At 65.8% G+C, this 23,164-nt stretch carries 20 protein-coding genes; 6 read left to right on the top strand and 14 right to left on the bottom strand.

Annotated features, from left to right (window positions below; translation table 11 throughout):
- Positions 1 to 101: 101 nt before the first annotated feature.
- The gene (locus CEY05_RS29605; protein WP_088600868.1) at positions 102 to 2,213 is read left to right on the top strand and encodes a hypothetical protein; all 2,112 of its coding nucleotides are present in this window, start codon (positions 102 to 104) and stop codon (positions 2,211 to 2,213) included.
- Between the two features lie 24 nt (positions 2,214 to 2,237).
- On the opposite strand, the gene CEY05_RS29600 is transcribed toward CEY05_RS29605, so the two are convergent.
- The gene (locus CEY05_RS29600; RefSeq protein WP_088600867.1) at positions 2,238 to 3,467 is read right to left on the bottom strand and encodes a globin domain-containing protein; all 1,230 of its coding nucleotides are present in this window, start codon (positions 3,465 to 3,467) and stop codon (positions 2,238 to 2,240) included.
- 216 nt (positions 3,468 to 3,683) lie between these two features.
- Between CEY05_RS29600 and CEY05_RS29595 the strand changes: the two genes are divergently transcribed.
- Entirely contained in the window at positions 3,684 to 4,226 is a 543-nt protein-coding gene (locus CEY05_RS29595) for an Rrf2 family transcriptional regulator (protein ID WP_088600866.1), read from the top strand.
- Here CEY05_RS29595 and CEY05_RS29590 read toward each other — a convergent pair.
- From CEY05_RS29590 to CEY05_RS29575, 4 genes are all read right to left on the bottom strand, one after another.
- On the bottom strand, positions 4,211 to 4,549 hold the full coding sequence (locus tag CEY05_RS29590; RefSeq protein WP_233161774.1) for a DUF4387 domain-containing protein: 339 nt from the start codon (positions 4,547 to 4,549) through the stop codon (positions 4,211 to 4,213). The two genes, CEY05_RS29595 and CEY05_RS29590, sit on opposite strands and share 16 nt — an antisense overlap.
- Positions 4,550 to 4,551: 2 nt before the next feature.
- On the bottom strand, positions 4,552 to 5,916 hold the full coding sequence (locus tag CEY05_RS29585) for an acyclic terpene utilization AtuA family protein (RefSeq protein ID WP_088600865.1): 1,365 nt from the start codon (positions 5,914 to 5,916) through the stop codon (positions 4,552 to 4,554).
- Positions 5,917 to 5,956: 40 nt separating this feature from the next.
- Positions 5,957 to 6,979 (bottom strand): tripartite tricarboxylate transporter substrate binding protein, encoded by a 1,023-nt coding sequence (locus CEY05_RS29580; RefSeq protein ID WP_158219459.1) that lies wholly within the window; start codon positions 6,977 to 6,979, stop codon positions 5,957 to 5,959.
- 256 nt (positions 6,980 to 7,235) lie between these two features.
- On the bottom strand, positions 7,236 to 8,132 hold the full coding sequence (locus CEY05_RS29575) for a LysR substrate-binding domain-containing protein (RefSeq protein WP_233161773.1): 897 nt from the start codon (positions 8,130 to 8,132) through the stop codon (positions 7,236 to 7,238).
- A 363-nt stretch (positions 8,133 to 8,495) separates the two neighbouring features.
- On the opposite strand from CEY05_RS29575, the gene CEY05_RS29565 reads away from it, so the two are divergent.
- Entirely contained in the window at positions 8,496 to 9,179 is a 684-nt protein-coding gene (locus CEY05_RS29565) for a response regulator transcription factor (protein WP_088600861.1), read from the top strand.
- A gap of 34 nt (positions 9,180 to 9,213) precedes the next feature.
- A complete protein-coding gene (locus CEY05_RS29560) occupies positions 9,214 to 10,569 on the top strand; it encodes a HAMP domain-containing sensor histidine kinase (protein ID WP_088600944.1) in 1,356 nt (451 codons plus the stop codon).
- Between the two features lies 1 nt (position 10,570).
- Here the strand turns inward: CEY05_RS29560 and CEY05_RS29555 are convergent, their stop codons facing one another.
- The 4 genes from CEY05_RS29555 to CEY05_RS29540 form a co-directional block, all read right to left on the bottom strand.
- A complete protein-coding gene (locus CEY05_RS29555) occupies positions 10,571 to 13,054 on the bottom strand; it encodes a TonB-dependent siderophore receptor (RefSeq protein WP_088600860.1) in 2,484 nt (827 codons plus the stop codon).
- Between the two features lie 193 nt (positions 13,055 to 13,247).
- Positions 13,248 to 14,327, bottom strand: a complete 1,080-nt coding sequence (locus CEY05_RS29550; RefSeq protein ID WP_088600859.1) for a FecR domain-containing protein — start codon at positions 14,325 to 14,327, stop codon at positions 13,248 to 13,250.
- Positions 14,324 to 14,842, bottom strand: a complete 519-nt coding sequence (locus tag CEY05_RS29545) for a sigma-70 family RNA polymerase sigma factor (RefSeq protein WP_088600858.1) — start codon at positions 14,840 to 14,842, stop codon at positions 14,324 to 14,326. The genes CEY05_RS29550 and CEY05_RS29545 overlap by 4 nt, the downstream gene beginning before the upstream one ends.
- Positions 14,843 to 14,973: 131 nt before the next feature.
- The gene (locus CEY05_RS29540) at positions 14,974 to 15,600 is read right to left on the bottom strand and encodes a cysteine hydrolase family protein (protein WP_088600857.1); all 627 of its coding nucleotides are present in this window, start codon (positions 15,598 to 15,600) and stop codon (positions 14,974 to 14,976) included.
- 96 nt (positions 15,601 to 15,696) lie between these two features.
- On the opposite strand from CEY05_RS29540, the gene CEY05_RS29535 reads away from it, so the two are divergent.
- Complete coding sequence (locus tag CEY05_RS29535) at positions 15,697 to 16,026, top strand: YnfA family protein (protein WP_088600856.1); 330 nt, start codon at positions 15,697 to 15,699, stop codon at positions 16,024 to 16,026.
- 68 nt (positions 16,027 to 16,094) lie between these two features.
- Here CEY05_RS29535 and CEY05_RS29530 read toward each other — a convergent pair whose 3' ends face one another.
- The 5 genes from CEY05_RS29530 to CEY05_RS29510 all read right to left on the bottom strand — a co-directional run bounded on the left by CEY05_RS29530 (position 16,095) and on the right by CEY05_RS29510 (position 22,127).
- Positions 16,095 to 17,342 carry an MFS transporter gene (locus CEY05_RS29530; RefSeq protein ID WP_088600855.1) on the bottom strand — a complete coding sequence of 416 codons (1,248 nt, stop codon included), beginning with the start codon at positions 17,340 to 17,342 and terminating at the stop codon, positions 16,095 to 16,097.
- The gene (locus CEY05_RS29525; protein ID WP_088600854.1) at positions 17,339 to 18,253 is read right to left on the bottom strand and encodes a GntR family transcriptional regulator; all 915 of its coding nucleotides are present in this window, start codon (positions 18,251 to 18,253) and stop codon (positions 17,339 to 17,341) included. Before CEY05_RS29525 ends, CEY05_RS29530 begins: the two co-directional genes overlap by 4 nt.
- Positions 18,254 to 18,302: 49 nt before the next feature.
- Entirely contained in the window at positions 18,303 to 19,202 is a 900-nt protein-coding gene (locus CEY05_RS29520; protein ID WP_088600853.1) for an NAD(P)-dependent oxidoreductase, read from the bottom strand.
- A gap of 20 nt (positions 19,203 to 19,222) precedes the next feature.
- Positions 19,223 to 20,533, bottom strand: a complete 1,311-nt coding sequence (locus CEY05_RS29515) for an MFS transporter (RefSeq protein ID WP_088600852.1) — start codon at positions 20,531 to 20,533, stop codon at positions 19,223 to 19,225.
- A 163-nt stretch (positions 20,534 to 20,696) separates the two neighbouring features.
- A complete protein-coding gene (locus tag CEY05_RS29510) occupies positions 20,697 to 22,127 on the bottom strand; it encodes an aldehyde dehydrogenase (protein ID WP_088600851.1) in 1,431 nt (476 codons plus the stop codon).
- 199 nt (positions 22,128 to 22,326) lie between these two features.
- Here CEY05_RS29510 and CEY05_RS29505 point away from each other — a divergent pair, with 199 nt between their 5' ends.
- Positions 22,327 to 23,034, top strand: coding sequence for a GntR family transcriptional regulator (locus CEY05_RS29505; protein WP_088600850.1), 708 nt, complete (start codon positions 22,327 to 22,329; stop codon positions 23,032 to 23,034).
- Positions 23,035 to 23,164: the final 130 nt, after the last annotated feature.

Raw genomic sequence — 23,164 nt, 5'->3', positions numbered from 1 at the left:
AAAAGCGATGGATGAGCAAGGCAGTCTCGCCTAAGCTCTCTGCGCTTTTCCGAAGGCTCGAAACGGGTCGGAGCCACGGCTATCACACCGAGGACGCGAAGATGAAGCAGGGGACCGGGGTTCAACGTGCGCAGGGCAGCAGGCTTTTGCGCGCCGTTGCGGTAGCGGCCAGTCTGGTACTGGCGCTGGGGGCATGTTCGGACGATGACTCGTCATCCGGCGGTGATAAAGACCTGGCCCTGACCGGCCGCGTGGAAAGCAGCAATGGCCCCTTGGCAAACTACAAGGTAGCCGTCTACGGCAGCTTTTCGGACAAAGGCGCCGCATGGACCCAACTGGGCACCGACACCACGGCCAGCGACGGCAGCTTCACCATCCGCTATTCGCTCTCCGATACCCGGAAGGCCGAAAAACCGGTCCTGTTCGTGCAGGCAACCTCGGGCTCGGCCATGCTGGCCAGCGCCATTGGCACCGACGACGGCCAAGCCAGCGGCAAAGTCGTGGTCAATGACCGCACTACCGTCGCCACGGGTAACGCCTACGCGCAGTTCATCAGCGCCACGGGCATCGCGGGCGATGCGGTCGGTATGCGCAACGCCGCGCAGATGGCCGCCAATCTGGCCGATCCGCTGACCGGCGCCATCGGCACGGCACTGGCGTCATCGCCCAACGGCGACGAAACCTCGACCCAGGCCACGTTCAATTCCCTCGCCAATGTCGTCGCCGCCTGCGTCGCCAGCCAGGGGGACTGCACCAAGCTGTTCGCCGCGGCCACGCCCGCGGGCGGCAAGACGCCGGCTGACGTGCTGCAGGCCCTGTCGAATCTGGTGAAGAGCCCGTCGTATCCCGGTTACCCGGACGATGCCGCCGACCCGATATTCCTCCTGGCGCAGGGATCGCCGGCCCATTACCTGGGACTGACCGCCCGCCCCACCAACTGGCTGCTGTTCCTGAAAACCACCGGCGGCGCGTTCAGCACGCAGAGCCCCACCAATTATGTCAACGGCGTGGGCAACATCGCCTTCGATGCCCAGGGCTATGCCTGGGCCAACGACAACTACGAACCGCAGTACGCCGGCCAGTCCACCTGCGCCGGCCTGCGCCTTCTCAAGTTCTCGCCGGCAGGCCAGGTGGTGGCCGGCTCGCCCTATTACGGCGGCGGTCTCAGCGGCGCCGGCTTCGGCATCACGCTGGACCCCACCGGCAACATCTGGACCGGCAATTTCGGCTTCGAGGACCCGCCCTGCATCGGCACGCCCAAGGAAGCGCCGCACAATAGCGTGTCGGCCTTCCAACCTGACGGCACGCCCATCTCGCCCAGCACCGGCTACACCCAAGGCAAGATTTCGTGGCCGCAGGGAACGACGTCGGATCGCGCGGGCAACATCTGGCTGGCCAACTGCGGCAACGACTCGGTGACGAAGATCCCCCACGGCGATCCGACGCAGGCCATCAATATCCCGCTGGCCACGCTGGCGCCTGGAGCGTTGCCCAATCTCAAACCCTTCGGGGCGGTAGTCGACCTGGACGGCAACGTCTGGATCACCACCAACCGGGGCAACACCATGGTGGTGCTGTCACCGGACGGGGCCATCATCGATACACTGACCAACGCAGGCGCCGATCCGGCCCATCCCTTGATCAGCCACCCCATCGGCAATGCCGTCGACAGCACGGGCAATGTCTGGATCGCCAATTCGGACTGGCTGGATGCTCCCTGCCCCGACCGCAGCATGGTTGGTCCGGCCAGCAATCCTTCGATCACCCTGTATCAACGCGACAACCGCCAGCCCTATCCCGGCTCGCCCTTCACCGGCGGCGGCTTGACCGTACCCTGGGGCATCTCGGTGGATGGTAACGATACGGTGTGGGTGTTCAACTTCGGGCCGGATGGTGTCGGCGTCACGCCCACGACCCAGCTGACCGGCGTCAGCCGATTCTGCGGCACGGATACCAGCAAATGCCCGGCGGGCATGAAGACGGGCGATCCCATCTCGCCCGCCACCGGCTACACCAGCAATGCGCTGGAGCGCATCACCGGCGGCCAGATCGATCGATCGGGCAATCTCTGGCTGATGAACAACTGGAAGCAGAATCCGAATCCCGACCTCAACCCTGGGGCGAACTCCATGACCATCGCCATCGGTGCAGCGGCGCCCTTGAACACGCCGGTCATCGGGCCGCCGGTGCCGCTGGTGGCCGTGGTGCCTTAGCAGTGGTGCCTTAGCAGTGGTGCGTTAAAGAAGGTCGTCCAGCAGATCCGGCCCGAAGACTTCCCGGTGTACGCGGCTGGACGGCACACCCGCCTCCAGCAGCGCCGTGCGCTGCGCCTGCATGAAAGGCAGCGGACCGCATAGATAGAAGTCCGTCTCGGCAAGCTGCCCTTCATCCAGCATGGCCGCCAGATTCATACGGCCGGCGTGCGTGGTGGCACCGGCGAGCAGCCCGTCGGCCTGTGCCTGCGGCGTGCCCGGCAACGACTCCAGGAAGTAATGGGCGCTGAGCGCCGGCATCCGCGCGCCAGCGTCGGCCACATCATCCAGATGCGCCAGGCGGCCGAGATCACGCGCCGCATGCGCGAACACCACCGGCCGCGCCGGGTTGCGCTGCGCCATCGTGTTCAACACGGAGATCATGGGCGTGATGCCGACACCGGCCGACAGCAGCACGATGGGCGACGCGCCGTCCAGGGCCGGCGCGAAGTCGCCGTAGGGACGGCTGACCATCAGCACATCACCCACCTTGGCATTGTCGTGCAGCCAGTTCGACACGACGCCCGCCGGCGTGTCGGCGCCTGCCGCTTCGCGCTTGATGGAAATACGCCAGCTGCTGCCGTTGGGCGCATCGGACAGGCTGTATTGGCGCTGCTGGAACACGCCGGGGCGCAACTCGACCACCACCGACACATACTGGCCAGGCTGGAAGTCCGGCAAAGCCGTACCATCCGTGGAGGCCAGCGTCAGGGCGACGATCTCGCTGCCTTGCGCACAGCGCTCGGTGATGCGCAGCGGCAGGCGATGGTCCGGCCCGGCGTTGCTGCGTTCATACAGGCGCCCTTCAGCCGCGATCAGTTCGCCGGCCAGCAACCAATATGCTTCGTCCCAGGCCGCCATCAGATCCGGCGTGGCGGCATCGCCCAACACCTGCTTGATGGCGCCCAGCAGGTGGCGGCCCACGATGGTGTAGTGCGACGGCTTCAAGCCCACCGCCGCATGCTTGTGCACGATGCGGTCCAACACGGGCGCCAGCACGTCGGCGCGGTCGTAATTGGCGGCGTAGGCGAACACCGCCGACGCCAGCGATTGCTGCTGCGCGCCGCTGGCCTGGTTGCCCATGTTGAACAGGTTCGTCAGGTCCGGGCGGTCGGCGAACATATTGCTGTAAAACGTCTTGGTGATCGTCAGCCCATGCTCACGCAACACGGGAACGCTGGCATCGATATACGGCCGGGACTTCTGCGACAACATGGTGAACTCCTAAAGATATCTTCTTAATCCGTTGTGGCCATTCTATTTTAAGTTGTATATCCAATGCAACTTAAAAGATTGCGCGGCGGCCCGCGTGCTAGACTTTTGACCTGGATCAAACCGGTGTGGTTCTTACCTTGCTCGGTAGCCCTCACGCCCCGCGCATCGGCCACACTTCCGCCACACTTCAGCCATCAACCAACACGCGCCTTTTCCATGCGGCTTACCGATTACACGGACTACAGTCTGCGCGCGCTGATCTACGTGGCGTCGCATCCCGACGAACCCGTCACCATCCAGCATATCGCCGATGCCTACGGCATCCCGCGCAACCATCTGATCAAGATCGTGCAGAAGCTGGGCCAGGAAGGATTCCTGCGCACCACGCGCGGCCGCGCCGGCGGCCTGCGCCTGGGCCGCGAACCCAAGGACATCAATATCGGGGAAGTCGTCAGGACCACGGAAAGCGACTTCGCCATGGTCGAATGCTTCCATGACGACAACCGCTGCGTCATTACCCGTGCCTGTGTGCTGAAGAACGTGCTGCAACGCGCGCTGCAGGCCTGGTTCGAGGTCCTGGACGGCGTCACCCTGCAGGACCTGGTCGACAAGCCGGCCGCGCTGAACCGAGCTTTCAGCCAGGCCTTGTCGCTGGTGGACGTGCGCGACGAACTGCACGAGGCAGCCACGGTGGCGGCGGCCGCCAAACGCGGCAAACCGCCCCGCCCTGCCCGCGCGCCGCGTCAGACCGGAACTTGAATCCGGGTCAGCGGCACGTGCTGCTGGCAGCCATACACGTCGCGGTCCTGCAGATCGCCGGAACTGACCGGCCGCTTGATGGTGATCTTGAAAGCGCGCGCCGCGTCGAACGGCGTGCAGACCAGCACCTCGGCCGCCGGGATGGCAAAGGCCCGCGCCACGTTCTCGACGTTGATCACACCGCTGTTCTTCACATGCAGATAAGGCGCGTCCGCGTCGAACATGATGTCGAAGGTCAGGTCGAAGGGACCCGAGTTCTTGCTACGGATGACCTTGGCGTAGGCCGTCATCGGCTGGGTCTTGCTGGAGGTCGTTTTAGCCATGATCAATTCCGGATGTTCTCGTAATGGATGGGGAAGCATTCCGTGGCATCGGCCACGGGCATCAGGTGGTAGACGGAAAAGCGGTAGGCCGGCCCGACGGGTACGCCGAAGGGCGAGAAGGGATACGCCATATTGCCCGCCGTGGTCAGGATGCCCGGATAGTCGGCGTGCTGCAGCACGCCGCGCGTGAACATGGCCACCGCCGTGGCGGTGTCCTGGTCCGGCCCCACGGCGTCGATGACCAGGCCGATTTCCTTGGGTACGTGATCGAGATCCGGCTCCAGGTCGCCCATCACACCGTTCTTGCCGTATTGGCGGAACAGCAGGCTGATGTTGTTTTCCTTCAGGCCGAAACGTTCCTCGGCGCGTTCGCGGGCATGCTCCAGCACATGGTCCAGCTGGCCGATCATGACGGCATCGCGGATACCGACCACGACGATGCTGCGGTAGCCCAGCTGCTCGGCGCCTTCCAGCTTGACGCGATAGTTGCTGTCGTTGATGTAGCGGCTGCCGCGTACCTGCACGATGCGCGGATCGACCTGCTCGAAGGTGGCATGGGTCAGGTCGTTGATACCGCCGGGGCCTGCCTGCAGGAAAGGATCGCTGCGCTCGTACAGGGAGTGTCCGGCCACCGACACCGTGGTGCAGCGGCTGTTCGGATTGCCGGGCTCCACCTCGAAGTGATCTTCGCGCACGCGCCCGATCATGGGTTCGCCCAGGTCATAGGGCACCGCCGACAGGCCCGCACACTCCAGGATCTTGCCGCAATGCAGCGACAGGCCCGGATCGAAACCCCGCAGCACCGGCATGGCCGCGAAGACGGCGTCGTCGCAAGCGCGGCCGGCGATGATGACTTCGGCACCGGCTTCCAGCGCCCGCATGAAGGGCTCCATGCCCATCTGCGCCACGATGGGGCCGGCGGCGTCGACCATCTGCGCGGTCAGGCCGCTGGCGGGGCCCAGTCCTTCCAGCGGGCCATGGGTGGCAATCTTTTCCTTCAGGTATTTCTTGTCGATCTCGGCGCTGATGATGGCCAGCTTGAACGACAGCTTCTGTTCGGCCGCCACCTCGCGCACCATGCGGATCATCAGTTCCAGCGTGGCATTCGAGCCGTTGGTGATGGCCGAGCCGATCAGCAGCGGGATCTTGGCGGCACGCGCGGCCGCCAGCATCACCGACAGGTCGCGCCGGTAGGCCGACAACGGCAGGAATGCCTTGTCCGCGCCGTGATAGTACGGACCCATGTCGGTGGATCCTGCATCCTGTCCGATGAAATCGGGATTGGCCTGCATGGCGCGCTTGAAGGACGCCAGGTTATAGCCGCTACCCATCGAGCCCGATGGCGCCACGCCGGTTACTTGTTTCATGTTCCGTCCTGCTTGAGGTGAGTACGTCTTGCTGAAAATGCTATTTGGATGAGGCCAGGTTGACGGTCTTGGCCAGGGCAGCCCAGCGCTCTGCGTCAGCGGCCATCATGGCCTGGAAGGACGCCACGGAGCCGCCCTTGATCTCCATGTTGTTGTCCGCCATGAGCTTCTTGAAATCCGCGTTGGCCAGCACGCCGTCAACCAGGCTGGCCAGTTTCTGCACCCGGTCCGCCGGCGTGCCCTTGGGCGCCATCAGGCCTATCCACACCGATGCCTGGACGTCCGGATAACCCAGTTCCGCGAACGTCGGCACGTCGGGCAGGCTGGCCAGCCGCTGTTTGGCGGCCACCGCCAGCGGGCGCACCATGCCGGATTGCGTCAGCGGCTTGGCGGACCCCACGAAGGTGAACATCAGTGGCACCTGGCCACCCGCCAGGTCCTGCAAGGCCGGCGCGGCGCCGCGGTACGGCACGTGGGTGAAATGCGTGTCCATTTTCTGCGCCAGCAGTTCCAGGGCCAGGTGCGAAATGCTGCCGGTGCCGGTGGAGGCGAACTGCAGCGACTCATGGCCCTCCTTGACGGCCTTCACCACATCGGCGAAGGTCTTGTACGGCGACTTGGCGCTGGCGTAGAGCACGGCCGTCTGGTCCACCAGATGCACGATGGGCACCAGGTCGGTCTGGGGGTTGTAGGTCATGTCCTTGTAGACCAGGGGCGCGATGGTGACCTGGCCGTTGCTGGCCAGCAGCAAGGTGTTGCCATCGGCTGGTGCCTTGGCCACCTTGTTGGCGCCGATCAGGCCGCCGGCGCCGCCGACGTTCTCGATGATCATGCTCTGGCCGGAGGCTTTCTCGAACATCTGCGCCAGGGGCCGGCCCACGGCGTCCAGCGATCCGCCGGCGGGGTAAGGCGTGATCATGGTGATCGGCCGGTCGGGAAAGGTCCCCGCTGCCAGGGATGGCGCGGGCGTCACCATCAACGCGCCGATGACGGTGACCGCGGCGGCGGCGGCGGTGGAGACGGTTGCCAGCCGCCGGCGTAGATGCGTGTATGCGAGCTTCATTACCTTACCCCTTGTCTGATTGCGGGCGCCTCTGCGGGCATCCCGTCCGCCCTGGTCCGACGGCTGTAAAAATTCTAGGGAGAGGCTGAAGGAAAGTCGTATTCCGTTATGGAAAAAGTCCATAACATGACGTTAAGAAGCGCGGATATACGGGCTGAGCGGGCAAATGGAGGGGGACCCAGGGTTTACGCTCAGGCGCGGGATCGATCCGCTTCGCCGGAGGCGAAACACCACCGCCATGACGAGGTGCGTTGACTCAAACCGGCACCAGCAGCGGGTGCTGCAAGGCCTGCACTTCGTCGACGAAGGCCTGCACCACGGCCGACAGCGGTTCGTGGCGCGAATAACCCAGGCGTACCTGCAGGTCGATGGTGGGCGTCAGTTCGCGGACATGCAGGTCGGGCCAGGCGCCGCCCATCTGCGCCAGCTCGTCGACCAGCGCGATCCCCAGCCCTTGATGCACCATGGCGCACGCCACATGGGTCTGCATCACCTCGGCCACCCAGCGCGGCGCGATGCGGGCGCCGTCGTACAGCCGGCCGATGGCATGCGCCAACGGCGTCTCGGCACCGTAGCCGATGATGCGCTCGTTCTTCAGGTCGGCGACGCGCAGGCGCTTGCGATCGGCCAGTTTGTGATCCGGCGGCAACACCGCCACCACCCGGTTGCGGAACAGCTTGTGCACCTGGATGCGGGGATGCTGGACCGGCACCATGGCCACCAGTACATCGGCGCGTTGGGTCAGGACCGAATCGATGAGGGAATCGGCCAGCATGCCCTCCAGCGTCACCTGCACGTCGGGGAAGCGCAGCGAGAACTTGGCGATGGCCATGGGCATCAGGGCGTACGCCAGGCTGGGACTGCAGGCCACCCGTAGTACGCCGCCGGCCTGGTTGGCCATATCGCTGGCGAGGCCGTTGATGCGCTGCACACCCTGGTACAGCACCTCGACCTCGTTGAACAGCTTGTGGGCTTCCGGGGTGGGATGCAGACGCCCGCGCAAGCGCTGGAACAAAACAAAGCCGAGCCGCGATTCGGTGTAGGAAATCAGCCGGCTGACGGCAGGTTGCGAGACATGCAGAAGCTGGGCCGCCCCGCTGACCGAGCCGGCCAGCATGACTGCGCGAAACACTTCAATCTGACGAAGATTCAAATTCCCCCCTACCGCGCGAAGCACGGTCCCGCAGTGTCCCCGATAGACGGGGGTACTTGAATAGAGAAAAACCCCATCCGGGAGGCGCGGGGACGCAGGGACGCGGTGCGCTGGAAGTGGGCGATGGCGCCCGGCAACACGTCGGGCGCCACGTTGCGGCCGCCGGCCGCCGTCACCAGATCGCCGACCGAGATTGTCTCGCGCACCCGCCTCAACAAAACGTTAAGACGCACCTCCCTGCCGCGTCCGCGCAACAGTTGCCGCCCTTTTCGGCGGACCCGCCATGCGGCTGCGGACAAACGCCTGCCAGCACGTAAAATGGCGGCAAACCATGCAAGTGATTCTTATTCATTTCCGCGATCCATGCGTATCCTGATCATCGAAGACGATCCCGACATCCTCGGCAACATCGCCCATCACCTGCAGGCGCGCGGTTATATCGTCGACTGCGCCAGCGATGGTTTGCGTGGCTACGGCCTGGCCCAGCAGGACAACTTCGACCTGATCGTGCTGGACCTGATGCTGCCGCGCCTGGATGGCTACGAGCTGTGCCGCAAGCTGCGCACGGAGGCCGGCCTGGACACGCCCATCATCATGGTGACGGCGCGCGACACGCTGGATGATCGCCTGCACGGTTTCGACGTGGGCGCGGACGACTATCTGGTCAAACCCTTCGCCCTGGCTGAGCTGTCGGCTCGGATCAAGGCCCTGCTGCATCGCACCCGTGGCGGCGCGCAAAACCGCGTCCTGCAAGTGGGTGACCTGGTGCTGGACCTCGACACGCGCCGCCTGAGCCGCGCCGGCCAGGTCCTGCGCCTGCCGCCGGCGCCTTTGCAGTTGCTGACCCTCCTGATGCGCGCCAGCCCCGCGGTAGTCCATCGCGCGCGCCTGGAGGAGGCGCTGTGGCGCGATTCGCCGCCGGACAGCGACAGCCTGCGCACCCACATCCACCAGATTCGCCAGGTCATCGACAAGCCCTTCCCCGATCCCCTGCTGCGGACCGTGCATGGCATCGGCTACCAAATGCGGAGCGAGGATGGAGGCTGAGCGCCTTCCAGATTCGGCCGCGGCGCCGCCCGCGATGGACGCTCCAGGTGCCGCAGCCTCGGCAGGCGCGGCCGCCGCGGCGCAAGTGCATCCGCGCCGCCCTGCGCGATCTTTGGCAAGGCATCTGTTCCTGACGTATCTGCTGCTGACCCTGGTCGCGACGGGCGCCATCGCCCTGCTCTCGCTGTGGACGGTCGGCACACTGGAAACCCATTTACAACGTATCGACATGGGCATGGCCGTGGAGCGCGTGCGCACGGCCTACCTGGCGGGCGAGGATGTCGGCCGCGCCGACCGCTTCTTCCATGGCGCCCCGGGCAGCGACGCGTTTCCTGACTGGCTGCGCCATCTCGCGCCGGGCTTCCACAAGATACAACGCGACGGTCGCGCCTGGCACGTCATGGCCAGCGACCAGGACGGCGTGCGTTATATGCTGCTGCGCGACTACACCGACTACGAACAGGGCTTGCGCCGTTCGCATTGGCTGACCGTAGCCGCGGTCGCGGCCAGCCTGCTGCTGGCCTTCCTGCTCGGCACGCTGGCGGCTCGGCGCGTATTGCGGCCCTTGGCCCGCCTGGCCACGCAAATGAGCGTGCGCGGCGGGCTGCCGCCGCGCACGCGGCTGGCGCAGGGCTATCCGCGTGACGAGATCGGCCAGCTCGCGGCCGCGTTCGACGATACCTACAACCAGCTTGAACAGGCGTTGGAACGCGAACAGCTGTTCACGGCCGACGTCAGCCATGAACTGCGCACGCCGCTGATGGTGGTGTCCAGTTCCAGTGAAGTCCTGCTGGACGACGCCAACCTGAGCGCCAGCCAGACGGCGCAGCTCCATCGCATCCAGGCCGCGGCGCGCGACATGCATCAACACCTGGATGCGTATCTGATGCTGGCACGCGGCCGCGCTGACGCCAGCGGCTTCCCGCAGACCACGGTGCTCGCGGCCGCCCAGGAGCAGGTCGCACATTGGCTGCCGCGCGCGCAGCGGCTGGGGGTGACACTGGCTTGGCAAGAGGTTGCAGCAGCGGACCGAAGCGGCAGCGGCAGTACCGCCACCGCCGCGATGCCGACCTACCCAGCGCCCCTGCTGCGCATCGTCCTGTCCAACCTGATCCGCAATGCCTTGCAGCACGCCACCGGGGCGCGCCACGTCACCGTGCTGGCCGGCCCTGGCACCATGGAAGTCCGCGATGACGGCGCCGGCATCCCGCCCGACCGGCAGGAAAGCGCCTTCGCGCCTTTCGTCCAGGGCCGCAAGGGCGGCCCGGAAAACCTGGGCCTGGGCTTGTCCTTGATCCAGCGCATCTGCAATCACCAGCACTGGCAGGTGACGCTGGAGTCGGCGGCCGACCGAGGCAGCCGCTTCCACGTGGACCTGAGCGGCAACTGACCTACCAGCTATACGTCGCGCCCGCCAGGATCAAACGGCGCGACCCGTAGTTGCACGCGTTCATGCTGTACATGCACGACGCCACATACTTGCGATCGAACAGATTGGCCGCGTTCAAGGAAAAATCCCAATGCGGCATGGTGTAGTGCAGGCCCGCATCCACCACGGTATAGGACGGCGTCGTAAAGGTATTCGCCGCATCGCCAAAGCTGCTACCCACGAAACGCACGCCGATATTGGCACCCAGCCCTGCCAGCGGCCCGCTGTGCAAGGTGTAATCCGTCCAGACCGACGCCGTATGCGCCGGCGTGCCGATGGGACGCTTGTCCTTCTCGGTGGGATCGTCCGTACGCGTATTGCGCAGCTGCATATAGGTATAGCTGCCCAACATGGTCCATTCGCGCGTCAGCGCCAGGTGAGCCTCGGCCTCGATGCCGCGCGAACGGATCGCCCCCGTTTCGCGATTGAGCTGCGTCACCGGATCCGTGGTCAGGATATTGGTCTTTCTCAGGTTGAAGGCGGCCAGGGTCACGAAGCTCTGCGAGCCCGGCATCTGATACTTGACGCCCGCCTCGTACTGCTCGCCGGTGGTGGGCTTGGGCATGCTGCCATCGGCCAGTACGGCCCCTGCCTGCGGCTGGAAGGACGTGGAGTAGCTGACGTAGGGCGCCAGGCCGTTGTCGAACAGATAGGTCGTGCCGGCGCGCCACGTCGCCTTCTGGTCTTGTTGCCGCTCGGTGCCGCCCGCCAGCAGGTCGCGGGTGGCGGACCGCGCCCAGTCCTGGCGCCCACCCAGCAGGAAGCGCCATTGCCCCAAGGCCAGTTGGTCCTGGGCGTACAGGCCAAGCTGATGCAGGTTGGTGTGATAGTCGCCCGAAGTCGTGGGCGCGTCGAACGGCTGGCCGTAGACGGGATTGAGCACGTCCAGCGACGGCACGCTGCCGAAGTTGTAGCCGTAGCGCTGGTCGAAGCGCGTGGCCTGGTAATCCAGGCCCACGATGGCCTTGTGGTGCACCGAGCCGGTGTCGAAGGTGGCCTTGGCCTGGTTGTCTATCGTCGCCGTGGCCGTCTGCTCGTACATCTTCAGCGCGTAGCGATTCAGGGTGTGATCCTCCGCATCGCCCACCCAGCCGTTGGCGAACACGCCGCGCAAGTCATTGGACACGCCGGTATAGCGCGCATGCTGGGACAGCGACCAGGTGTCGTTGACGCGATGTTCCAGCTCATAGCCCACCCAGTACTGCTTGCGCGAATGATGATCGAAGCCCGGTTCGCCCGGATCGAAATCCGTGGGAATCTTGCCCCACGACGCGCTTTGCTGCGTACCGACATACGGCAGGGTGTTGTAGTAGCCGCCGTCCGGATCGTATTGATAGCCGGTCAACAGGGTGAACTTGGTGTCCGGCGACATCTGCCAGGAAAATGACGGCGCGATGAACACGCGCTTGTCCTGCACGTGGTCGACCTGTGTGTCGGCCGTGCGGCCCAGGCCCGTGATGCGATAGCGCACGTTGCCGGCGTCATCCAGCGCATCGCTGAAATCGAACTGCGTCTGCGCCAGGCCGTGGCTGCCCGTCTGCAAGCCGATCTCGTGCAGAGGCTCGTCGGTGGGCCGCTTGCTTTGCAGGTCCAGCACGCCGCCGGGGCTGGCCTGCCCGTACAGGACGGACGCCGGGCCGTGCACCAGCGTGATGCTTTCCAGACCATAGGGATCCACCGCGGATACGCCGTAGGATGCCAACGAGCGGCTTGGCAACCGCAGGCCATCCAGGTATTGGTCCACCAGGAATCCGCGCGAATAGATTTCCTCCAGGCCGCCACCGTCTTCGCTGAAACCGCGCTGCGCGGTCAGGGTACCCGAGGTATAGCGCATGGCCTGCGGCACGTTCTGCACGGCCTGGGCCTTCATCTGCGCGCGCGTCACCACGGACACCGCCTGCGGCGTTTCGATCAGCGCGGTATCGGTCTTGGTGCCAGCGCTGCTGCGCAGGGCCACGAGTCCATCGCCGGGGCCCAGGGCGCTGCTGCCCGTCACCTCCACGGAAGGCAATTGGGCCACGGCGGCCGCGCCCGTTGCCGTTGCTGGTGCCGGCACCAGCGTATAGACACCGTCGGCCGATCGCTGCAGCCTCAGTCCGCTGCCGCGCAGGGCGGCGCGCAACGCTTCCTCGGCGCTGTAGCGACCATGCACCGGTGCCGCCATGCGGCCATCCACCTGCGCCGGGCCGTAACCCAAGTTCAGGCCGGCATCACCTGCGATGCGGCCCAGCACCGGGCCCAGCGGGCCGGCCGGGACGGCATAGTCGCGCATGGCGTTCGCGTCCGCCGGGCTGGCGTTCGGTGCCCGGGTTTGAGCCTGGGCCAGGGCCTGGCCAGTGCCCGCCAGCAGCAATGGCGACGCCAGCGCCAGGCGCGTGGCCAGCGCGACGGCGCGCCAACGTAGGGCCGATGGCGTGGAAATTCCGAAATTCGGCGGGAAGATCATGAAGATGGCTCCGGGGGTCTCAACGAGGTCATCCCCATAGCCGAACCAGATGCGAGGAAATTAAGGGCTGGATAAAAATTTTTCCTGTCGCGCCAGCCGCGCCAAGCGCTGGGCCAGGTCTGACGCGCCGCGCCAGGTCTGCGGCGCCAAGCGTGCCGCGGCCGGTTCGCCGCGCCGGGCGTGCCGCGCGACGCTAACGTATCAGGCTTACCCACAGCGCCGTATGCCGGGACACCGTCAAGTCCAGCGTCCGCGCCAACGTCGCCAGGGCCAGGTCGGTATCGCGCAGCGAGAAGCTGCCCGACACGCGCTGCCCGGCCAGCCCCGCCGCCAGGGAAATGTGCCCCAGGCGATAGCGCCCCAGGATGTCGACGACCTCGCCCAGGCTGGCGTTTTCCACCACCAGCATCCCGCCCGCCCAATCGTCCCGTTCCGCCGCACCGGCCTCGTCCACACGATCCGCATGCAGGATGACGCGGCGTCCGGCCGGCACCATGCGCTGCGCATCGCGCAGCCGTGGTTGCGCCAGCACGGCCGACTCCTGCACGCTCAAGGCGGTGCCGTCCGCCGGCGCGCGCAGATCCACCGTGAACAACGTGCCCTGCGGCAGCAGCTTGCCATCGTCGGTCATCACGACCAGCGCGCGGTTGTCGCCGTGGCCGGTGCGCACCTGGATGCGTCCGGCGCGCAGATGCAGCACGCGCTGATCCGCGCGTTCGTCGACATCGAAGGCGGACCGGCTATCCAGGGCGATCTGGGTGCCATCGGCAAGGGTCACGTTGCGAAATTCACCGGTCCGACTCGTGTAGTCGGCCATGGCATAGCGCAAAGGCAGTTCCTGATTCGCCAGCCAGGCGGCACCGGCCAGCAGGGCGATACACAGCGCCGTGCCTATGCCGGCGCGGCGCGCACGCCGACGCTTCAGCGGATCACCCGCGCTGCGCAGCAAGGCTTGGCGTGCTGGCGTATCGACAGCGTCGGTGAAGCACGCGTCGATGGCGCCCAGTTGATCCCACGCGCGGCGATGATCAGGATGGCGTTCCAGCCATTGCCGCCAGGCCGCGCGGTCGGCTTCCTTGGTGTCCTCGGCCGCGTCGGTTGCGTGCGATGTCTGATGGTCCAGCCGCAGCATCCAGGCGATGGCTTCCTGCAGCACGGCGCGCGACACGGGCGCCTGCGTCCCGCGGCGCGCGGCGGCGTCGGCTGAAGTGTCGACCTGGGCATTGGTCTCGGCACTACCTTGGGCATCGGCCCTGGTGGACGACATCGTCATGGCGTGGGTGCGCCGTACAGCGCCGTGTAGCACTGCAGTGTGGCCTGCGCCAGGTATTGGTGCACGCGGGGCACGCTGACGCCCAGGCGTTCGGCGATTTCCCCTTGGCCCAGCCCTTCCACCTGGCGCCAGATGAAGGCCGCGCGGGCCTTGTCCGACAGGCCGGCAAGCAGACGGTCGATCTCGCGCAGTGCCTGCAGGGCCGCCAGATATTCCTCGGGGCCGGGCTGCACGGCCTCGGGCAATTGGGCCAGCTCCGCCAGATAGGCCCGTTCCAGCGCGGCGCGCCGAAACGAGTCGATCATCAGGCCATGGGCGATACGCGCCAGGAAGGCACGAGGCTGCTGGATACGCAAGGTCTGCTCACGCAGCAGCACCCGCAGGAAGGTGTCCTGCACCAGATCGGCCGCCTGCTCGCGGCAACCCACCTTGCGCTGCAGCCAGGCGTGCAGCCACGAACGGTGCTCCGAATAGAGCGCCGGCACGAACTGCGCCTCGGGGGTATCCACCGCCATCGCCTTGCCCACTTGCGAAATAATGATATTGAGAAACGTTCTTAATCATTATAGGCATCGCAAGGCGGCGCAGTCAGCAGCCAGGCCGCCGCGCGTATGCCGCAGGCAACATTCAGCGGTTTGTAGGGCGATCAACCGCGGCGTTGGCGTGCCTTCTGGTTGGACACGTAGATGTTTTCGCGCAAGGGCGGTTCGTCGCTGTCCAGCAGCGCCACCCACTCGTCGGTGGTCAGCACCGCGGCGAAGGACGATTGCAGCACCACGGTGAAGACACGGTGGATTTCTTCCGCGGTGGCGGCGCCGGCGCGGTTCTCATAAGGCAGGGAGCCGCTGGCGTCGTTGAGGAATTCCAGCGCCAGGCCGGCGTGCTTCGCATGCTTGATGGTCGAGTCGTCGCAGTTGTGCGTCATGTAGCCGACGATGGTCAGCGTGTCTATGCTTTCCTTTTCGATCCACTCGCCCAGGTCGGTGCCGGCAAAGGCGCTGGCCATGGCTTTTTCCACGAACAGGGCGTGCGGCCGGATGGCAATGGACGGGTGCAGTTCGGCACCGCGCGAGCCGCGCGCGAAGATGGGCGATTGGGCCGGCGCCAGGTGCTGGACCAAGACCACGGGAATGTCATGCGCCTCGGCGGCGTCGATGGCGCGGTTGATATTGGCCAGGGAAACGGCGGGATCCGGATACTCGATGGGAAGATTGCCGGTGAAGTATTCGTTCTGGACGTCGATGACGATGAGCGCGCGGCGGGGGGCTGGCATGGCGGGACTCCTTTGAGGTGACTCAGGCAGTGTACGGCCGCAGTGTATAAGAGCAGAAGAAAACGACCCAGCCCGCCCTGGAAGGCCCCTGCGACTTTGAACATCCTGCTTACCACCGCCCTGTACGCCGTCACGGCGCTAGCCGAGATCGTCGGCTGCTACCTGCCCTGGCTGGTCCTCAAGCAGGACCGCAATCCCCTGCTGCTGATCCCCGCCGCCGTCTCGCTGGCCTTGTTCGCATGGCTGCTGACCCTGCATCCCAGCGCTGCCGGGCGGACGTACGCCGCTTACGGCGGCATGTACATCGCTATCGCCCTGGCCTGGCTGCGCGTGGTCGACGGCGTACCCCTCACCCGCTGGGACATCACCGGCGCCGTCATCGCATTGGCCGGCATGGCCGTCATTGCCTTCCAGCCTTCGACTTGAGAGCCAACATCAGCTTGCGCTTCGGCCAAGATCGGCTGGACGATGACTGCCCCCTCGCTTCGGCGCCATCACCCTAGCTTCGGCGGCCCGGGCAGTAAGCGATAAGCCAGCGCCGCGATTACGAGCAAGGCCGCGATGCTGCCCATGACCGGTCCGAACGGCTCCATGCCCCAGGCCTGGGCATGTGTCGCCACCCAGCCCGTGAACCATTGCATGGCGGCCACGCCCAGGAACATGGCCATGGTGAACAGCGCCATGGCGCGCCCCGTGATGCCCGCCGGGTAGGCGGAACGGACGTCGGCATACTGCAAAATGCAAAAGCCGGATAGAAATCCGATCGCCAGCGTCGCGATCACATCTCCCCAGGTGCCGAACTCGAAAGCGACGCCGGCGAACAGCACGGCGAAAACGAAGGCGCACACCACCAGCCAGCGCCGCCGGCGCACCGGCCCCGGATCCAGGCGGCCAAACACCATGGGACCTATCATGGCGGTCAGCGACAAGGCCAGCGCCACATTGCCGCTCTGCACCAGCGAGAAACCATGGCGGCTGATCAACATCGGCCCCAGCCACAAGCCGCGCAAGGTGATGAAGGCGGCATAACAGACGAAACTCAGCGTGACGATGCCCCAGGTGTGGGGAATCTTCAGCAGCGAACCGAAACGCATCAACGCCTGGCGCAAGGACTCGCGCGGCGCATCGGACTCAGCGCTTTGATTCCTTGTCAGACGATCTTCATGCACGCTGCGCCAGACCCAGAACCAGGCCAGCAGCGACATCCCGGCCAGCACCCAGAAGCCCATGCGCCAGTTGGTCTTTTCGATCAGCCACGCCAGGGGCGTACCGGTAAACAGCATCCCCATGACGCCAATGGCCATGGCCATGCCTGACACCGCGGCGAATTTATGCACGGGAAAATAGCGCGATATGAAGACCGTGGCAGCCAGGAACGCCGGCGCGCAGCCCACCCCGATCAGCGCCTGCCCCGCCACCAGGGCGCCATACCCGGTCGCCGTCGCCGACACCAGCGCACCGATGATGGTCAACGGCGCCGCCACGAGTATGGTGCGGCGCACACCCCACAGGTCGATGCCTATTCCCATGAACAGCTGCATCGCACCGAACATGAAGTGGAAGCTGCCCGCGAACGTGCCCAACTGCTGCGGCGACAGGCCCAGGTCCGCCACCAGCGGCGGCCCCGTGATGGCCGCCACCGTGCGGTAGGCGTTACTCAGCGCGAAGCCCGACGCCAGGGCCAGCAACATGGCCCAGGCCTGGGCGAGAGGGGACTTCGGAGATTTCTCGGATGTGGTCATACACCAGCCGCGTCTCGTGTCGCCAGCATGCCTGTGATCTTGCCGATATTGTCCAGCGTGCTTTGCAAGTGCGCCCGTAGCACCTCGGCGGCTTCCTCATTGCGCCCCTGCTCCAGCAGCGCCAGCACTTCCAGGTGCTGTTCGCAATGCTGGCGATAGCGCTTGCGGTCCCGCATGGAGCGATACGACAACAGCCGCCGCACGCGATTGACGCGACGGATGGTCTCGATAAAAAAAGGATTGCCCGACGCCTCCACCAGTGACTCGTGGAAACGCACGCCGCGTTCGTGCAGCTGATCGGCGCTATCGGTCTCGATGCCGCCATCCAGCAGATGCAGTTCGGCTTCGCGGCAGCGGGCCAGCACGGCGGGATCCAGGCGGTAGCCGGGCTCCAGCAAAGCGGCGGGTTCCAGCGCCAGACGCAGCCGATAGGACTGCAACAGGGCTTCCGGCGTGCGCATCATGCTGGAAAATTGCCAGCCGTAACCCGGGCGGCGTTCCGCCCACCCTTCCGCGGCGATGCGGCCGAGCACGCCATTGAGCTGCGTCGGCGTCAGGGCATAGCGCGCGCGCAGTTGGGCTTCGGAGCAGGCGTCCGGCAGTTCACCGCGCAGCAGGTCGTCGGCGATACGGAAATAGATATCCGTCGCGATGTCATTGCCCTCGATGCCCAGGGCGCTGGCCACCTGCTCCGGCGCCAGCTGCAAGGGCCGCGCCAGGAAATAGCCGCGATTACGCTCGCGCGCCACCATGCCCTTCTCGTGCAGCTGCTTCAGTGCCTCGTTCACCGGCGAGCGCGACACACGCAGGCGATCGGCCAGCAGTTGCGCGGGCAGGTGGGCACCGGGCGCCCAGCCCTCGGCCTGGATCAGCTGGACGATCTGCACCGCGATGGGAGAGTGTGGCTTCATGGCGGAGAATGTAGCGCAAATCTCCGCGCTCCCCGTTGATGGTCCCCGCTCAGCCCTTGGCGGCCGGCACGGTGGGCTTGCCCCAGTCCGCCCACAGCTTGGCGATGGCGGCGTAGTCGTCGCGGCCATAGCCGGCCACGGCGGCCATTTCGTACACGCTGTGCGAACCCTGGATGGCGAACAGCGGCACCCCGGCCGCCTGCGCCAGTTGCAGCGCCAGCACCGAATCCTTGCGCGCCGCGTCCAGCGGCATGCCGCCGCTGTAGTCACCGTTGACGATGCGTTCGGCATAGCGGTGCGTCAGGGGGCGATGCAGCCCCATCTGCGGATCCGACAACAGGCCGATCAGCTTGTCGCAGCTGACGCCGGTGGCCGTGGCCATGGCACCGGCTTCCGCCACGACCACCATCACGGCATGCGCCACCGCATTGTTGATCACCTTGGCGGCCGCGCCGGTCCCCGTGCCGCCGAAATAGATCTGCTTGGGCGCGATGGCGTCCAGCACTTCCTGGCAGGCCGTGATGTGGGCGGGGTCGCCGCCCATCAGCAGCATGGCCTTGCCGGCCGCCATCTGCGCCACCCCAGCCATCACCGACGCGTCGATGATGCCGATGCCATAAGGCGCCAGCAGCTTGGCGCTGGCATGCATATCGTCCGGATTGACGGTGCTGGTCTCCACCACGATGCTGCCCTTACGCAGCACGGGGCCCAGGTCGCGCAGGATGGCCTGCGAGATGGCCGGGCTGGGCAGCGACAGGACGACGATATCGACATCGGCCGCATCCTGCGGATGGCGCAGCGCGACAGCACCGAATTCGGCCTGCGCCCGTTCCACCTGGGCGGTGTTCAGGTCGGCGACCTTTACCGGAAAGCGCGCGGCGATACGCTGCGCCACCAGGTAGCCCATATTGCCCAAGCCGTAGACGGCAACGCTTTGCTTGTCGTTCATGCTTTACCTCTTCGAAAAAATCAGATGCCCTTGCGCAGTCGCAGCGACACCACCAGGACGATGCCGATCAGGGAGCAGGCGGTCAGGCCCAACAGGCCGGCCTGCAGCGACCCCGTGTGCTGCTTGATGGCGCCAACCGCGGTCGGCGCGACGAAACCACCCAGATTGCCGATCGAGTTGATCAGCGCGATACCCGATGCCAGGATCTTGGGTTCCAGCGACATCGCCGTCATGGACCAGAAGACCGAGTTGCAGGACTTGTAGCCGATTGCCGCCAGCGTCAACGCGAACAGCGCGAACCACGGGCTGCCGGTCGTGGCCAGGGCCATGCCCACCGCCTGCAGCAGCAGCGCGGCGCCGACCAGCACCTTGCGGTGGCCTTTGTCATCGGTGAACTTGGCCAGCACATACATGGCGATCACCGCGCCTATCCACGGGATGGATGACAGCAGTCCCACCTGGAAGTCATTGATGTCCTTGATCTGGCGCAGGATGCCCGGCAGCCAGAAGGTCACCGTATAGCCCGTCATCACCGACACGAAATAGATGCCGCACAGCGTCAACACCGGCCGTTGCAACAGCAGGCGCCATTGCGGCTTATGGCCTTGCGCTGTCTTGCGGCCGGCGACGTCGCGCGTCACGGCGGCCTGCAATTCGTGCTTTTCCTCGGCGCTCAGCCATTTGGCGTCCGCGATGTTCGACACCAGGTAGCGGATGCTGACCAGGCCCATCAACATGGAACCGCCGCCTTCGATCAGGAACATCCAGCGCCAGCCGGCGATGCCCGCCATGCCGTGCATGGTCAGCAGCGCGCCGCTGATGGGGCCGGTGACGATATAGGCCAGGGCCGATGCGCTGAGGAAGATCGCCACCGCACGGCCCCGATGGGCGTCGGGCAGCCAGCTGGCCAGGTAGAAGATGACGCCGGGAAAGAAGCCGGCTTCCATCAGGCCCAGCATGAAGCGCAGGAAGTAGAAGCTGTATTCGCCTTGCGTAAAGGCCATCAGCAGCGTGACCAGGCCCCAGGTGACCATGATGCGGGTCAGCCAGATGCGCGCGCCGTAGCGTTGCAGCAGAATGTTGCTGGGCACTTCGAACAGGGCGTAGCCGACGAAGAACAGGCCGGCGCCCAGTCCGAAGGCGGCGGCGCCCAGGCCCAGGTCGGCCTTCAGGGCGTCCTGGATGAAGCCCAGGTTGGTGCGGTCCACCTGGTTGACAAGCAGCATGATGACCACCAGCGGCAGCATGCGTACATAGAATTTGCGTACCGCCGATTTCAGGGCGGGACTGTCCTCGGCGATGCCGGGGACGGTGTCGGTCGTGGCACTCATGATTCCTTACCTTCTCCTTTGCGGATCATTATGTTTTGTAGGTGCCGGGCCGCAGCGGTGGCCCGGCACGGTCCCTTAAGGCGGGACCTGTCTTGATTCATGCCGCATGCTTCATGCGTCATGCGAGGGCAGACGGGGCAGCGCGTCCGCGCGCCGCACCCGCTTACTTCGCCACGGCCAACGGCTGCTCGTGCAGGCCGAAGTACATGCTCTTCACCTGGGCATACAGGCGCAGGCCGTCGATGCCCTTCTCGCGGCCGATGCCGCTGTTCTTGAAGCCGCCGAACGGCGTGCTGGTGACCGACTGCTTGTAGGTGTTGATCCACACCGACCCTGCCTCCAGCGCGCGGCCGATACGCCAAGCGCGCTTGAAGCTTTCGGTCCAGATGCCGCAAGCCAGGCCGAAGGCCGTGCCGTTGGCCTGCGCGATCAGATCCGCCTCGTCCTTGAAGGGCAGTGCCACCAGCACGGGGCCGAACGCTTCTTCCTGGCAGGACGCGGCCTGCGGGCCCAGGCCGTCTATCACGGTCGGTTCGAAGAACGCGCCCTTGTCGAAGTCGGCGCCCTGCGGGATGCCGCCGCCGCAAAGAATGCGGCCACCTTCCTGGCGCGCGCGTTCGACGAAGCGGATCACCCGTTCGCGATGGTGGAAGGACGCCAACGGACCCATCTCCACGCCCTCGGCATCGGGCAAGGCAACCCGCAAGCCCTTGGCGCGCGCCACCACCCGCTCGACCACCTCGTCGTAGCGCTCGGCCTGCACGAACAAGCGCGATCCGGCCACGCAAGACTGTCCCGCCGAACCGAAGATACCCGCCACCACCGCGGCCACCGCATGATCCATGTCGGCATCGGCGAACACGACGTGCGGCGACTTGCCGCCCAGTTCCAGGGCGGCCGGCACCAGCCGTTCGCCCGCCACGCGGCCGATGGCGCTGCCCGACACCGTGCCGCCGGTGAAGGAAATCATGCGCACGCCGGGATGGGCAACCAGGGCGGCGCCGATCTCCGCGCCGCGGCCCTGCACCACTTGCAGCAGGTTTTCGGGCAGGCCGGCGGCCAACGCGATGCGCGCCAGTTCCGGTCCCAGCAGCGGCGAATCCTCGGACGGCTTGAGCAGCACCGCATTGCCCGCCGCCAGCGCCGGCGCCACCTTGGTGGCGTCATTCATGATGGGCGAGTTCCACGGCGTGATGGCCGCCACCACGCCGAAGGGTTCCAGCACGGTAAAGGACAGGTAGTCGCCACGGCTGGGCGTCACGTCCGTTTCAATGGTCTCGCACACCGCTGCGTAGTAGCGGAAGGTGCCGATGGCCGACTCGACCATGCCGCGGCATTCGCCCAGCGGCTTGCCGTTATCGCGCATCTGCAGCTGGGCCAGCTTTTCCTTTTCAGCGGCAAGGCCGTCGGCGATGGCATTGAGCACCAGTGCGCGACGATGCGGCAGCAGCGCCTTCCAGCCGGAATGATGGAAGGCGTGCCAGGCGCGCTCGACGCAGGCGTCCAGTTCGGCGACGGAGGTCACGCGAACGCGGCCGACTTCTTCGCCATTGGCCGGATTGGTGCTGATGATGTATTCGGAAGATTGCGACATGGCTCCACCCTGGTCTTAAAGTGCCGCCAGTCTGAGCGCCGCTCCAGGGCTTGGCAACGAGCACGTTGTCGCCATTTTTTCCAATGAGATTATTGATAACGCGGGGATTGACAGCCGGGGCCCGGTGCTACACTGCGCCCCACCGCTGCTCGCCGACAGGTGCGGCCTGAGCGACGCCAGCCCTTCCCGCAAGTCCATCATGTCCCAAAAATCCGTCGCGGCCACGCATCGCGCTCCGTTCGAGACAGATCTCCCTGACCAGGTGCGTACGGTAATCGAGGCCATCGAGACCGACATCATCCGTGGCCGCATCCTGCCGCGCACGCGTCTCATCGAAGACCACTTGATGGACGACTACGAGGCCAAGCGCCACGTCGTGCGTGCCGCGTTGGTGGAACTGCAGCGCCTGGGCGTCGTGGTCAAGCCGCCCCACCTGGGCGCGCAGCTGCGCCGTTTCGACTTGCGTGAACTGGCCGACCTGTATCGCATGCGCAGCGTGCTGCACCGCGCCGCGGTCGCCATGATGCCCATGCCGCTGGAAGAGGAACGCCTGGCGGCCCTGACCCTGGCCATGCAGGTGCATGCGGATGCGGCGGCTTCAGGCGACCTCATCGCCATCCATCGCAGCAATATGGCCTTCCATCGCGAACTGTACGGCCTGTGCGACAACCCCTATCTGGCGGAATCCATCCGCCTGCATGACTGGCTCAGCTTCCCTGCGCGCGCCTATGGCGTGGCCGACGCCGGCGCCCTGGAACAGGCCTGCCGCGAACACGCCGACATGGTCGATGCCCTGCGCACCGGCGACCGCCCCCGCCTGGACCAACTGGCCCAATTGCATATGGAACGTGCGCGCGACATCTACGTCGGCAAATTCCTCGACGCTACCGCCCCGCGCAGGGGATAGGGATACACTCTCATCAAGCCGCTTGAAGCGGCTGACGGCAAGCTGAAACAACGGACGCATAACGACCGGCTTTGCACAGTCTGCCGGTCCGCACAGCCCTGTCTGGGCATACAAGATACGGAATATGGGA

The organism is Achromobacter sp. HZ34 (genome assembly GCF_002209485.1).
Classification (GTDB): domain Bacteria; phylum Pseudomonadota; class Gammaproteobacteria; order Burkholderiales; family Burkholderiaceae_B; genus Bordetella_C.
This window is presented reverse-complemented; position numbering and strand designations above follow the sequence as displayed.

Excerpts from the sequence above, each read along its gene's own strand:
- CEY05_RS29565 (WP_088600861.1), top strand. The coding sequence starts at position 8,496 with ATGCGTATCCTGATCATCGAAGACGATCCCGACATCCTCGGCAACATC.
- CEY05_RS29560 (WP_088600944.1), top strand. The coding sequence starts at position 9,214 with ATGGACGCTCCAGGTGCCGCAGCCTCGGCAGGCGCGGCCGCCGCGGCG.
- CEY05_RS29545 (WP_088600858.1), bottom strand. The coding sequence starts at position 14,842 with ATGGCGGTGGATACCCCCGAGGCGCAGTTCGTGCCGGCGCTCTATTCG.
- CEY05_RS29510 (WP_088600851.1), bottom strand. The coding sequence starts at position 22,127 with ATGTCGCAATCTTCCGAATACATCATCAGCACCAATCCGGCCAATGGC.
- CEY05_RS29600 (WP_088600867.1), bottom strand. The coding sequence starts at position 3,467 with ATGTTGTCGCAGAAGTCCCGGCCGTATATCGATGCCAGCGTTCCCGTG.
- CEY05_RS29525 (WP_088600854.1), bottom strand. The coding sequence starts at position 18,253 with ATGAAGCCACACTCTCCCATCGCGGTGCAGATCGTCCAGCTGATCCAG.
- CEY05_RS29555 (WP_088600860.1), bottom strand. The coding sequence starts at position 13,054 with ATGATCTTCCCGCCGAATTTCGGAATTTCCACGCCATCGGCCCTACGT.
- CEY05_RS29605 (WP_088600868.1), top strand. The coding sequence starts at position 102 with ATGAAGCAGGGGACCGGGGTTCAACGTGCGCAGGGCAGCAGGCTTTTG.
- CEY05_RS29530 (WP_088600855.1), bottom strand. The coding sequence starts at position 17,342 with ATGACCACATCCGAGAAATCTCCGAAGTCCCCTCTCGCCCAGGCCTGG.
- CEY05_RS29515 (WP_088600852.1), bottom strand. The coding sequence starts at position 20,533 with ATGAGTGCCACGACCGACACCGTCCCCGGCATCGCCGAGGACAGTCCC.
- CEY05_RS29585 (WP_088600865.1), bottom strand. The coding sequence starts at position 5,916 with ATGAAACAAGTAACCGGCGTGGCGCCATCGGGCTCGATGGGTAGCGGC.
- CEY05_RS29520 (WP_088600853.1), bottom strand. The coding sequence starts at position 19,202 with ATGAACGACAAGCAAAGCGTTGCCGTCTACGGCTTGGGCAATATGGGC.
- CEY05_RS29590 (WP_233161774.1), bottom strand. The coding sequence starts at position 4,549 with ATGGCTAAAACGACCTCCAGCAAGACCCAGCCGATGACGGCCTACGCC.
- CEY05_RS29595 (WP_088600866.1), top strand. The coding sequence starts at position 3,684 with ATGCGGCTTACCGATTACACGGACTACAGTCTGCGCGCGCTGATCTAC.
- CEY05_RS29550 (WP_088600859.1), bottom strand. The coding sequence starts at position 14,327 with ATGACGATGTCGTCCACCAGGGCCGATGCCCAAGGTAGTGCCGAGACC.
- CEY05_RS29540 (WP_088600857.1), bottom strand. The coding sequence starts at position 15,600 with ATGCCAGCCCCCCGCCGCGCGCTCATCGTCATCGACGTCCAGAACGAA.
- CEY05_RS29505 (WP_088600850.1), top strand. The coding sequence starts at position 22,327 with ATGTCCCAAAAATCCGTCGCGGCCACGCATCGCGCTCCGTTCGAGACA.
- CEY05_RS29580 (WP_158219459.1), bottom strand. The coding sequence starts at position 6,979 with ATGAAGCTCGCATACACGCATCTACGCCGGCGGCTGGCAACCGTCTCC.